13 protein-coding genes are annotated in these 11,909 nt (G+C 73.1%); 4 read left to right on the top strand and 9 right to left on the bottom strand.

Features of this window, described 5'->3' with window-relative positions; all coding sequences use genetic code 11:
* Positions 1 to 4 precede the first annotated feature (4 nt).
* From ACFY2Z_RS01675 to ACFY2Z_RS01660, 4 genes are read left to right on the top strand one after another with little or no spacing between them, the layout of a single operon-like run.
* A complete protein-coding gene (locus ACFY2Z_RS01675; protein WP_390742169.1) occupies positions 5 to 1,174 on the top strand; it encodes an ADP-ribosylglycohydrolase family protein in 1,170 nt (389 codons plus the stop codon).
* Positions 1,162 to 2,523, top strand: a complete 1,362-nt coding sequence (locus tag ACFY2Z_RS01670; protein WP_390742168.1) for an ADP-ribosylglycohydrolase family protein — start codon at positions 1,162 to 1,164, stop codon at positions 2,521 to 2,523. Before ACFY2Z_RS01675 ends, ACFY2Z_RS01670 begins: the two co-directional genes overlap by 13 nt.
* Entirely contained in the window at positions 2,520 to 3,707 is a 1,188-nt protein-coding gene (locus ACFY2Z_RS01665) for a CaiB/BaiF CoA transferase family protein (protein WP_390742167.1), read from the top strand. Before ACFY2Z_RS01670 ends, ACFY2Z_RS01665 begins: the two co-directional genes overlap by 4 nt.
* The gene (locus tag ACFY2Z_RS01660; RefSeq protein WP_390742166.1) at positions 3,704 to 4,549 is read left to right on the top strand and encodes an HpcH/HpaI aldolase/citrate lyase family protein; all 846 of its coding nucleotides are present in this window, start codon (positions 3,704 to 3,706) and stop codon (positions 4,547 to 4,549) included. The genes ACFY2Z_RS01665 and ACFY2Z_RS01660 overlap by 4 nt, the downstream gene beginning before the upstream one ends.
* 78 nt (positions 4,550 to 4,627) lie before the next feature.
* Here ACFY2Z_RS01660 and lgt read toward each other — a convergent pair whose 3' ends face one another.
* From lgt to ACFY2Z_RS01615, 9 genes are all read right to left on the bottom strand, one after another.
* Positions 4,628 to 5,695 (bottom strand): prolipoprotein diacylglyceryl transferase, encoded by a 1,068-nt coding sequence (lgt, locus tag ACFY2Z_RS01655; RefSeq protein WP_390742165.1) that lies wholly within the window; start codon positions 5,693 to 5,695, stop codon positions 4,628 to 4,630.
* 117 nt (positions 5,696 to 5,812) lie between these two features.
* Entirely contained in the window at positions 5,813 to 6,589 is a 777-nt protein-coding gene (locus tag ACFY2Z_RS01650; RefSeq protein WP_390742164.1) for a DsbA family protein, read from the bottom strand.
* 134 nt (positions 6,590 to 6,723) lie between these two features.
* Positions 6,724 to 7,539, bottom strand: coding sequence for a tryptophan synthase subunit alpha (trpA, locus tag ACFY2Z_RS01645; protein WP_390742163.1), 816 nt, complete (start codon positions 7,537 to 7,539; stop codon positions 6,724 to 6,726).
* Positions 7,536 to 8,822, bottom strand: a complete 1,287-nt coding sequence (trpB, locus tag ACFY2Z_RS01640; protein ID WP_390742162.1) for a tryptophan synthase subunit beta — start codon at positions 8,820 to 8,822, stop codon at positions 7,536 to 7,538. The genes trpA and trpB overlap by 4 nt, the downstream gene beginning before the upstream one ends.
* Before the next feature lie 158 nt (positions 8,823 to 8,980).
* On the bottom strand, positions 8,981 to 9,166 hold the full coding sequence (gene trpM, locus ACFY2Z_RS01635) for a tryptophan biosynthesis modulator TrpM (RefSeq protein WP_390742419.1): 186 nt from the start codon (positions 9,164 to 9,166) through the stop codon (positions 8,981 to 8,983).
* Positions 9,167 to 9,248: 82 nt separating this feature from the next.
* Positions 9,249 to 10,058: an indole-3-glycerol phosphate synthase TrpC gene (gene trpC / locus ACFY2Z_RS01630; RefSeq protein ID WP_390742161.1), complete on the bottom strand. Its 810-nt coding sequence runs from the start codon at positions 10,056 to 10,058 to the stop codon at positions 9,249 to 9,251.
* Between the two features lie 170 nt (positions 10,059 to 10,228).
* Entirely contained in the window at positions 10,229 to 10,687 is a 459-nt protein-coding gene (locus tag ACFY2Z_RS01625; protein ID WP_390742160.1) for a DUF2752 domain-containing protein, read from the bottom strand.
* A gap of 153 nt (positions 10,688 to 10,840) precedes the next feature.
* Positions 10,841 to 11,083, bottom strand: coding sequence for an HGxxPAAW family protein (locus ACFY2Z_RS01620; protein WP_390742159.1), 243 nt, complete (start codon positions 11,081 to 11,083; stop codon positions 10,841 to 10,843).
* A 164-nt stretch (positions 11,084 to 11,247) separates the two neighbouring features.
* Positions 11,248 to 11,886 carry a TIGR02234 family membrane protein gene (locus tag ACFY2Z_RS01615; RefSeq protein ID WP_390742158.1) on the bottom strand — a complete coding sequence of 213 codons (639 nt, stop codon included), beginning with the start codon at positions 11,884 to 11,886 and terminating at the stop codon, positions 11,248 to 11,250.
* Positions 11,887 to 11,909 lie beyond the last annotated feature (23 nt).

Here is an 11,909-nt window from a genome sequence, read left to right as displayed (position 1 = left end):
GGACATGACGCCCACTTCTGACGAGACGACCCCTCTCGACGAACGCATCACCGGCGCCCTGGTCGGCGCCGCCGTCGGCGACGCCCTCGGCGGCCCCGTCGAGGGCCACTCCCCCGCGCAGATCGTCGAACGGCACGGCGGCCGGGTGCACGGAATCGTCGGACCCTGGCACGGCGACGACTGGCGCACCGCCCGTCCCGTGGCGCCGTACCACAAGGGCGACGGACATGTCACCGACGACACCTTGATGACCCATGCGCTGGTACGGGTGTACGCGGCCGTCCGCGACCACCTCGACGCGTACGCGATCGCCGACCACCTGGTCCCGGACCTGATGACGAACCCGCGCTGGATCCCGGAGCTGGAGACGGAGACGATCCCCCTCCAGCGGATCTTCCTCGCGGAGAAGTGGCTGGTGACCAGGCTTCATTACGGCCATGTCGATCCGCGCGAGGCGGGCGCCGGCAACATCGTCAACTGCGGTGCGGCGATGTACATGGCGCCGGTCGGCCTGGTCAACGCGGCCCATCCGGCGGGCGCGTACGCCGAGGCGCTGGACGTGGCGGGGGCGCACCAGTCGTCGTACGGCAGGGAGGCGGCCGGGGTGTTCGCGGCGGCGGTGGCGGCCGCGTGCGCGCCGGGCGCGACCGCCGACTCGGTCGTGGGCGCGTGTCTGTCCTTGGCGAAGGACGGTACGCGGGCCGCCATCGAGACGGTCTGCGACACGGCGTCCCGCTACTCGGACTTCGAGTCCGCACTGCGTCCGCTGCGGGAGGCGGTGGCCCCTTACGACACGGTCGGCCCGGACTACCGCGCCCCGTCCCTGGGCGCCCGCCGGCCCTCCCGGCTGCACGCGATCGAGGAACTCCCGGTGGCGCTCGGCATGGTGGTGGTGGCGCGCGGCGACTTCCGGCACGCGGTGCTCGGCTCGGTCAACTACGGGCGGGACTGCGACTCCATCGCGACGATGGCGGGCGCGATCACGGGCGCGCTGGGGTCGGAGGTGCCGTCCTACTGGGCGAAGGAGGTCGCCGAGGCCAGCCGTCTGGATCTGCACGCCCCGGCACGGACGCTGACGGAGGTCACGCGGGAGATCTTCGCCCGGGACGTGTACCGCCGCCGGGCCCATGAGGCGGCGTTCGCCGGGATGGGAGGTCCGAGGTGCTCCGAGTGACCTGGGTCCAGCCGGAGGACCTCCTCGGCCACGAGCTGCGCCAGGCGGAGCTGGAGGGCCGCGAGACCTCGGCCGTCGCGGCGCGGTGGTACCGGGCGGGCGGTCCCGAGGCTCCGGCGCGGGCGGGCGCGTCCTCCGCGCCGGTGTCCCCGTATCTGCGGGTGCTGGCGAAGGATCTGCTGGACGAGCTGGCCGATCTGCCCCGCCGGTCGGCGGAGCGCGAACCGACCTGTCTGGAGCGCATCAAGGCGCTGTGTCCGGACTGGCCCGAGCGGACCGGGAGCGTGCGGGCCCCGGCGGTGGCGCGTCTGGAGTCCGCCTGGCTGGGCCGGGCCGTGGGCTGCCTGCTGGGCAAGCCCGTCGAGAAGCTCCCCCTGGACGGTATCCGCGCACTCGCTCGCGCCACCGGCAACTGGCCCCTGCGCACCTGGTTCACGGCCCGCGGAGTACCGGACGACCTCGCCGAGCGGTACCCCTGGAACCGCCGCTCCGCGGCGAACTCCCTCGCCGAGAACATCGACGGCATGCCCGAGGACGACGACCTCGACTACCCGATCCTCAACCTGCTGTTGCTCGGCCGCCACGGCAAGGCCTTCGGCACCGGGGAGGTGGCCCGGCTCTGGCTCGACGAACTGCCCGCCGGGCGCACCTTCACCGCCGAGCGCGTCGCCTACCGCAATCTGCTCTGCGGGATCGAACCCCCGCGCACCGCGCGGCACCGCAATCCCTTCCGCGAGTGGATCGGCGCCCTGATCCGCGCGGACGTCCACGGCTGGACCAACCCGGGCGACCCGGCCGCCGCGGCCGAACAGGCCCATCGCGACGCCACCCTCACGCACACCGCGAACGGCGTCTACGCGGCCATGTTCACGGCCGCCGCCCTCGCCGAGGCGGCCACCGGTGTCCACGACGTCCACCACTGCCTGCGCACCGGCCTCGCCGTGGTCCCACCCGGCTCCCGGCTGGCCCGCGCGGTCCGCCAAGCGATCCGACTCGCGCGTACGACATGGGACTTCGAGGCGGTCGTCGACGAACTCCACACCACCCACCGCAGCTGTCACTGGGTCCACGCCGTGCCCAACACCGCCCTGATCGCCGCCGCCCTCACCCACGCCGACGGCGACTTCACCGGCTCCGTCTGCCGTGCGGTGTCCGGGGGCTGGGACACCGACTCCAACGGTGCCGCGGCGGGCAGCATGGCGGGCCTGCTGGCCGGACACCCCGGCGCGCTGCCCGACCGCTGGACGGCCCCGCTCAAGAACCGGCTGACCACGTCCGTCGGCGACTTCAACGGCGTCGGCTTCGACGCCCTGGCCCGTCTCACCCACCGGGAAGCCCACCGCTCATGACCGCGCCCCTCACCGGCCTCCGTGTCCTCGATCTCGCGACCCTCTTCGCCGGCCCTCTCGCCGCCACCCTGCTCGGTGACTTCGGTGCCGAGGTCATCAAGGTCGAGCATCCGGTCCGGCCGGACCCCTCCCGCGGGCACGGCCCGGCGAAGGACGGGGTGGGCCTGTGGTGGAAGCTGCTGGGCCGCAACAAGCGCACCATGACCCTGGACCTGTCCCGGCCGGGCGGCCGGGCGACGCTGCTGCGTCTGGCCGCGACCGCCGACGTGGTGATCGAGAACTTCCGCCCGGGCACGCTGGAGAAGTGGGGCCTGGGCTGGGACGAGCTGTCGGCCGCGAACCCCCGGCTGGTCCTCGCCCGGGTCACCGCGTTCGGCCAGTTCGGGCCCTACGCGCACCGCCCCGGCTTCGGCACGCTCGCGGAGGCGATGAGCGGGTTCGCGGCGATCACCGGGGAGCCGGAGGCGCCCCCGACGCTGCCTCCGTTCGGGCTGGCCGACTCGATCGCGGCTCTGACCACGGCGTACGCGGTGCTGACCGCCCTCGCGGGCCGGGACCGCACCGGTGCGGGGCAGGTGGTGGATCTGGCGATCATCGAACCGATCCTCACGGTCCTCGGACCGCAGCCGATCTGGTACGACCAGCTGGGCCACGTCCAGGGGCGCACCGGAAACCGCTCCCAGAACAACGCGCCCCGCAACACCTATCGCACCGCGGACGGCGACTGGGTCGCCGTGTCCACCTCCGCGCAGTCCGTCGCCGAGCGGGTGATGCGGCTGGTGGGCCGTCCGGAGGTGATCGAGGAGCCGTGGTTCGCGAGCGGCGAGGAACGGGCCCGGCACGCCGATGTGCTCGACGAGGCGGTCGGCGGCTGGATCGCCCGCCACACCCGGGCGGAGGTGCTGAAGGAGTTCGAACAGGCGGAGGCGGCGGTGGCGCCGGTGCAGGACGTACGGGACGTGATGACCGACCCCCAGTACACGGCCCTGGACACGATCACCACCGTCCCCGACCCGGAGCTGGGCCGACTGCGGATGCAGAACGTGCTCTTCCGGCTGTCCGCCACGCCCGGCGCGATCCGCTGGGCGGGCCGGCCGCACGGCGCGGACACCCGGGTGATCCTCGGCGAGCTGGGCCTGACGGACGGGGACATCGCCGCGCTCGAGGCGGAGGGCGCCCTGTGAGCGCGGGCCCGGGCTTCCCCCCGCTCACCTTGCTGTACGCCCCCGGGGACCGCCCGGAGGTGGTCGGCAAGGCGCTGCGGTCGGGGGCCGATGTGGTGCTGGTCGACCTGGAGGACGCGGTCGCCCCGGACCGCAAGGACTACGCACGGGCCGCGACGGCGGAGCGGTTGTCCGAGCACCCTCCGGTGCCGGTCCATGTCCGGATGAACGCGCTGGACAGTCCGTGGGCCGACGCGGACCTCGCGGCGCTGTCGGCCCTGCCCGGTCTGTCGGGCCTCAGGCTGCCGAAGGTGACGTCGCCGTCGGACGTCGTGCAGGTGGCGCGGCGGGCCGCTCGCGCGGCGGGCGGGACGGTCCCCCTCTACGCCCTGCTGGAGACGGCCCTGGGTGTGGAGCGCGCCTACACCATCGCGTCGGCGCATCCGGCGCTGCGGGGCATCGCGCTGGGAGAGGCGGATCTGCGGGCGGATCTCGGCGTACGGGAGGACGCGGGTCTGGACTGGTCGCGGGCCCGGGTGGTGGTGGCCGCACGGGCCGCCGCACTGCCGCCGCCCGCCCAGTCGATCTACCCGGACACCAGGGATCTGGAGGGGCTGGCGGCCTCCTGTGCGCACGGCCGGACCCTGGGCTTTCTGGGGCGGGCGGCGATCCACCCCCGCCAGCTTCCGGTGATCGAGCGGGCCTACGCGCCCACGGCGGAGGAGATCTCGTGGGCGGAGGAGGTCCTGAAGGCGGCGGCCAGGGAGCCGGGCGCCCTGGCCCTCCCCGACGGGCGCTTCGTCGACACGGCGGTGGTCAGAGAGGCACACACCACGCTGTCCCTGGCCCGCCGCAGGCGCTGAGGACCGTGCCCCCGCCCCGCAACACGTCGGGGGCGCCGTATCCGGTGATACGGCGCCCCCGACGCGGGGAAGCGTCCCTCAGCTCTTCTTCGCCGACCGGGCCTCGTCCGCCGCCGGGGCCTTCGCGTCCTCGGGGGCGCCGGGGTCCTCGGTGGTCTCCTCCGCCCCGGACGTGTCCGAAGTCGGGGCCTCGGGCTCGCTCTCGGCCGGTTCCGGCTTCTCGCCGGACTGCCCGCGCCTCACGTCTGCGGACTCCGGCTTCTCCTCGGACTGCTCCGGCTTCTTCTCCAGGGCCACGGAACCGCCGTCCTGCCCGGTCTCGCCGTCGGAGTCGCCCCGCTCCACGATCTCCTCCCGGCCCGGCCGCAGCCGCGACGAGACCACGATGTACACGACCGCGCCCAGGAACACCAGCATGGCGGTCCAGTCGTTCAGCCGCAGGCCCAGGATGTGGTGCGCGTCGTCGACCCGCATGTACTCGATCCAGCCGCGGCCCACGCAGTACGCGGCCACGTACAGTGCGAAGGCCCGGCCGTGTCCCAGCCGGAAGCGGCGGTCCGCCCAGATGACCAGGAATCCGACCCCGACGCACCACAGCGACTCGTACAGGAACGTGGGGTGGTAGTAGCCGGGCACCCGGCCGCCAGCGGAGGACGTGATGTGCAGCGCCCACGGCAGGTCCGTCGGCCGGCCGTACAGCTCCTGGTTGAACCAGTTGCCCCAGCGGCCGATCGCCTGCGCGAAGGCGATGCCGGGGGCGACGGCGTCGGCGTACGAGGGCAGGGTGATGCCCCGGCGGCGGCAGCCGATCCAGGCGCCGATCGCCCCGAGCGCGATCGCGCCCCAGATGCCGAGTCCGCCCTCCCAGACCTTGAACGCGTTCACCCAGTCACGGCCGGGGCTGAAGTACAGCTCGTAGTCCGTGATCACGTGGTAGAGCCGTCCGCCGACGAGGCCGAAGGGCACCGCCCAGACCGCGATGTCGGCCACGGTGCCCGGGCGCCCGCCGCGGGCGACCCAGCGTTTGTTGCCGAGCCACACGGCTACGAAGACACCGATGATGATGCAGAACGCGTAGCCGCGCAGCGGAATGGGGCCGAGGTACAGCACTCCGCGCGAGGGGCTGGGGATGTAGGCAAGTTCCATGGCAGGAACGACGCTACCGTGCCGGACACGCAGGGCGGCAATTCACCCGGCTACGGGTCCATAACGTACGCCTCCCCCGGCGTGGCGGGCCGGGGGCGCGCCGGGCGGGGTCCGCCCTCAGGACTTGTTCGCCGATTCCACCATCTGCTTCAGCTTCGCCGGGGTCATCGTCCGGTCGGTGTAGATGTTCTTGCCGTCGAGGAGCACGGTCGGGGTCCCGCTGAAGCCGCCGCTCTGGAACGCGTCGTTCGACTTGGCCACCCAGCCGTCGTGTGTGCCGCCGTTCACACACGTCTGGAAGGCGGGCGTGTCGAGACCGGGGACCTTGCCCGCCAGCTCGATCAGTTTCGCCTTGTCGGAGAAGCCGTCCTCGGTCTCGCTCGGCTGGTTCTCGTACAGCACGTCGTGGAAGTCGCGGAACTTGCCGGCGTCCTGGGCGCACGCGGCGGCGTTGGCCGCGCGGTGGGAGCCGCTGCCGCCGGTGTTTCCGTCGATGAGCGTGGCCAGGTGGTACTCGACTCTGAGCTTGCCGGCGTCGGTCAGCTCGCGGATCGTCGGGCGGTAGGCGGTCTCGAAGGCCTGGCAGGCCGGGCAGCGGAAGTCCTCCCACACCGTGAGGGTGGACCTGGCGGAGTCCTGGCCCACCGGGATCGCGAGGCTGTCCTTGCCCGTCGCCCCCGAGGGCGCCACGGCGGGACCGGCGGCGCCGCTCTTGCCGCTCTTACCGGCGTTCGCCGCCAGGAGGCCCACCACCGTCGCCAGGCCCAGGACGCACACGATCGAGGCGCCCACGATCAGCGCCCGGCGGCGCCTGTCCGCGCTCCTCTGCCTCTGTCGCTCGACCGCCAGCCGCTCACGGGCGGTGCGCTTTCCGTCACGGTTCTTCTCGCTCACATCCGGCAGAACGAACCGGGGAGGCGCAGCGCGCCTCCCCGGTCCCAGGTCCACCCGTTCGAGCGAGAAATGATCAGGGACTCCCGGGACTCACCCTCCCAGGTGAATTCCCTCGGGTGTCCCGCGGTGCCGTGTCACCCGGTGCGGCGCACGCCCTCGGCCAGCTCGCCCGCCAGTGCCCGTACGGCCTCGAGGCCCGCCGCCTCGTCCTCCGCGTCCAGCATCCGCTTCACGAACGCGGAGCCGACGATCACCCCGTCGGCGAAACCGGCCACCTCGGCGGCCTGCGCGGCGTTGGACACGCCGAGGCCGACGCAGACGGGCAGGTCGGTGGTCGCCCGGGTGCGCCGGACCAAGTCCTGGGCCTGGGTGCCGACCGACTCACGGGTGCCGGTGACACCCATGAGGGAGGCCGCGTAGACGAATCCGGAGCCCGCCGCGGTGATCTCGGCGAGCCGACCGTCCCTGCTGCTCGGCGCCACCACGAAGACCGTGGCGAGCCCGTGCTTCTCGGCATGTTCCCGCCACAGCGCCGACTCCTGCACGGGCAGGTCCGGCAGGATGCAGCCGGCGCCGCCCGCCTCGGCCAGCTCGGTGGTGAAGCGCTCCACGCCGTAGCGGTCGATGGGGTTCCAGTACGTCATCACGAGCACCGGCTTCCCGGTCGCCTCGTGCGCCTCGCGGACCGTACGCAGCACGTCGGCGATCTTGACGCCCCCGCGCAGGGCGATGTCGTCGGCGGTCTGGATGACGGGCCCGTCGAGGACCGGGTCGCTGTGCGGCAGCCCCACCTCGACGATGTCGGCGCCGCCGGCCAGGACCGCCTTGATCGCGGCGATGCCGCCGTCGACGGTCGGGAAGCCGGCCGGCAGATAGGCGATGAGGGCGGACCGCCCCTCGGCCTTCGCTGCGGCGAGGGTGTCGGACAGCAGTCGGATGTTCCCGCTCACTTGACGTCCCCCTCGATCTCGGCGGTGTCGCTGTCGGCGTCCGCGGCGACGGACGCGTCGGTGTCGTACAGGCCGAAGTACCGGGCGGCCGTGTCCATGTCCTTGTCGCCGCGCCCGGACAGGTTGATGACGATCAGCCCGTCCTGGCCCAGCTCCCGGCCGATCTCCAGGGCGCCGGCGAGGGCGTGGGCGCTCTCGATGGCCGGGATGATGCCCTCGGTGCGGGACAGCAGGCGCAGGGCCTGCATCGCCGCGTCGTCGGTGACGGCCCGGTACTCGCCGCGGCCGCTGTCCTTGAGGTAGGCGTGCTCGGGGCCGATGCCGGGGTAGTCGAGGCCCGCGGAGATCGAGTACGGCTCGGTGATCTGGCCCTCGTCGTCCTGGAGGACGTAGGACCGGGAGCCGTGCAGGATGCCGGGTTCGCCCGCGGTGAGGGTGGCGGCGTGCTCGCCGGTCTCGACACCGTGGCCGGCGGGCTCGCAGCCGATGAGGCGCACGGAGGTGTCGGGGATGAAGGCGTGGAAGAGCCCGATGGCGTTGGAACCGCCGCCGACACAGGCGACGGCGGCGTCGGGCAGGCGCCCGGCGCGCTCCAGGATCTGCCGCCGTGCCTCGACGCCGATCACTCGGTGGAAGTCGCGCACCATGGCGGGGAAGGGGTGGGGGCCGGCCACGGTGCCGAACAGGTAGTGGGTGTGGTCGACGTTGGCGACCCAGTCCCGGAACGCCTCGTTGATGGCGTCCTTGAGGGTGCGGGAGCCGGACTGCACGGCGATGACCTCGGCGCCGAGCATCCGCATCCGGGCGACGTTGAGGGCCTGCCGCCGGGTGTCGATCTCGCCCATGTAGATGGTGCAGTCGAGCCCGAAGAGGGCGCAGGCCGTGGCGGTGGCGACGCCGTGCTGGCCGGCTCCGGTCTCCGCGATGACCCGCGTCTTGCCCATCCTCTTGGTCAGGAGGGCCTGCCCGAGGACGTTGTTGATCTTGTGCGATCCGGTGTGGTTGAGGTCCTCGCGCTTGAGGAACACCCGGGCGCCACCGGCGTGCCGGGCGAAGCGCGGCACCTCGGTGAGGGCGCTGGGCCGGCCGGTGTAGTTCACGAGCAGGTCGTCGAGCTCGCGGGCGAACTCGGGGTCGGCCTTGGCCTTGTCGTACTCGACGGCGACCTCGTCCACGGCGGCGACGAGGGCCTCCGGGATGAACTTGCCACCGAACGCGCCGAAGTACCCCTCGGCATTGGGAACCTGACCATGGGGGTCGGGAACGAAGAATTCGCTGGGCATACGGAATACCTCACAGGGGCGGAGAGCCCCGGGTAGGTCGGAACGGGAATCATCTGCGGTCGCGTGCGCGCGCCGTCCCGGCGGTGCCGTCCGACGGGAAACCCGCTCAGGGCCCGGTGGCCGTCAAGGCACCCGGCCGAGGAGCGACCCCCTTCAGCTCACCGCAGGTGGCGCGCACGCGGGCGACGCCATCGCATTCCGTTCACTTGCCCGGGCTCGTCACCGATGACATACCGCACCCGTCGCCCGTGCACCCGCCGCGCGGGCGCCCGGCAGCCACGCGGCCGGCACCCACGGGCGAGCCGGGCATACGGATCCCTGGTCGCCATGGTGATCGAAAGCATCATCGAGGCCAACCCTACCGGGCCGGGGCCGTCCGGATGACCCGCGCTGGGCGCGGGGCACGGGGTCGGTCCCGGCGTCATGTCAGTCCCGTCCGTGCCGCAGCGCCGGGTGGGCGCCCGCCGCGACCAGGTCGGCGACCGAGGTCTTCGGGTCGCGCCCGGTCACCAGGGACTCACCCACGAGCACCGCGTCGGCGCCCTCGTTGGCGTACGCGATCAGGTCGTGCGGTCCCCGGACGCCGGACTCGGCGACCTTCACGATCCCCTCGGGGATCTCCGGGGCGACCCGCTCGAACGTCGTGCGGTCGACCTTCAGGGTCTTCAGGTCGCGCGCGTTGATGCCGATCACCTTGGCGCCGGCGTCCACCGCCCGCTCGACCTCGTCCTCGTCGTGCACCTCCACGAGCGGGGTGAGCCCGATGGACTCGGCGCGCTCGATGAGGGACTCGAGGGCGGGCTGGTCAAGGGCGGCGACGATCAGCAGCGCGAGGTCGGCGCCGTAGGCCCTGGCCTCCCACAGCTGGTACGAGGTGACGATGAAGTCCTTGCGCAGCACCGGGATGTCGACCCGGGCGCGGACGGCCTCCAGGTCGGCCAGCGAGCCGCCGAAGCGCCGCTGTTCGGTGAGCACGGAGATGACGGCCGCGCCGCCCGCCTCGTAGTCCGCCGCAAGGGCGGCCGGGTCGGCGATCGCGGCGAGCGCGCCCTTGGACGGGCTGGACCGCTTCACCTCGCAGATCACCTTGACGCCGTCGCCCCGCAGAGCCGCGACGCCGTCCTTGGCGGGGCGTGCCTTCGCCGCGCGCTCCTTGAGCTCGTCGAGGCTGACGCGCGCCTGCCGCTCCGCGAGGTCGGCACGGACTCCGTCGATGATCTCGTCGAGCACACTCACGCGAGCGGCCCCCTTCCTGACGGTTGAAGAAGCTGGTAGCGCCTCGGGGCTCGGTCCACCGGGACCGCCCCGAAGGCGGAACCACTGGTCACTGCGATGGTATCCGGAGGACGGGGTAGATCTCGCATCCGGTTGACGGCCGTCCCACTACCTGGGCATTCACCCATCGGTCAAGGGTGCAGCCAGCCACCGAGGGGAAGATTGCGGACAACGGTGAAGACCAGCAGCAGGGCGCCCAGGCCCCACAGCGGTACCGGGCCGGGGTCGAGGCGCACACGCCGTCCCCGGGCGGCGTGAAGGGCCCACAGGATCCACACCACGGCGAACCCCAGATAGCCCGCGACGGCGAGCACGTTGTCGTGGAGCGCGGTCAGGAAGTCCCCGTGCACGAAGGCGTGCGCGCTGCGCAGTCCTCCGCAGCCGGGGCAGTACAGGCCCGTGTAGTGCAGCAGCGGGCAGACCGGGTAGTGGCCGGGCTCGTTGGGGTCCACGGCCCCGACGTACGCGAAGGCGGCGGCGACGCCCGCGAGCACTCCGGCCGGCGCGGCGATCCGCCGGAGCACGACGGCGGCTCCGGTTCGTGTGCGGGGCGGCACCACGCTGAGGTTGTCGGCGTTCACGGGAGGCATTCTGCCTGCCCCGCCGCCTTCGCGCGGCAGGAGACGCATGAGGCGGCCGCCGGACCGGCCGGGGCCGCCTCACACAGGAGAACGTACGAGAGCGTACGAGCCATGGCAGATGCGCGACCTGCCTGACCTACGACGTGCGAGGTCGTGGAGGGTTCAGCGGCTCGTGCTCGCGCTCGCGGGCTTGTGCGCCGAGTGCGCCGGGGTCTTCGGCTGACCGAGGCCCATCTGGCGCATGACGCCGCCCACGACGCCACCGAGGGCGACGATCACCAGGCCCGCCCAGAAGCCGGCCGGCTGGGCCATCACGGTGAAGGCGCCCGCTACCAGGAAACCGACGAAGGCGATGAGGACACCGGCCCAGGCGGCCGGGGTGTGACCGTGATTGTTGCCCGCCATGACATGCTCCTTGCTGGCTGTACGTGAGTTGTGTGAGCCGCACGCTCGGGCCTCATTGTCCCGCACGCGCGTGGATGAGGTGAGCTCGGGGGTCGCTCCCGGGGGTGCCGGGCTCGCCTGCGACACGCCCCTTCGGCAGGCGCGCCGCGGGGCGGTGGGGCGGGTCAGGCGCCCGTGGGGTCCTCACCCCGGTCGAGAGCCTTCCAGAGGTCCTCGGGACGGTCGGGGTCCAGGGGCTTGGCCTTGCGGGGCCGGGGCGTGCCGTCGCGCTCGTAGCGGCCGGACATCGCGGGCCACAGCCGGCCGTAGCGCAGGGCGAGCAGCCCGGCGAGGAGCAGCAGCGCGCCGCCGGCCGCGGCCACGTACGGCCATGCCGTGTGGGTGAGCGCGAAGGCGGTCGCGGAGGTGTCGCCGGCCGCCTGGGCCGCCTTCTCGTCCAGCGCGGAGCTGTCCGCGGCGCCGAGGAGCGCCGCCGCCACGACGCCGGCGCCGGAGAGCGCCAGCAGCCCGGCGACGAGGAAGCGCCCGGCCCTGCGGACGGCGAAGACGGCGACGAGCGCGGCGAGGCCCACTATGGCGAGCGCGGCGGGCACGCCCGTGACGTCGCTGCCCTTGGCGGTCAGCGGGAAGTCTCCGCCGGCCACCGTCACGGTCCCCGCCGACCAGCCCTGTCTGGAGGCGAGCAGCGCCACCGCCGCGCCGAGGGCCCCGCACAGCAGGGCGAGGGCGAGGCTGCGGCGGCCGGACCGGACGGGTGCGGCGGCCTCGGTACGGGGGTGAGGTACGGCAGTCACGTACTCCACTATCGCCTGAACCCCGGGTGAAC

Source organism: Streptomyces sp. NPDC001222, from assembly GCF_042896945.1.
GTDB classification, from domain to species: Bacteria; Actinomycetota; Actinomycetes; order Streptomycetales; family Streptomycetaceae; genus Streptomyces; species Streptomyces gibsoniae.
The sequence above is the reverse complement of the archived record's forward strand: the minus strand, read 5'-3'. Positions and strand labels throughout refer to the sequence as shown.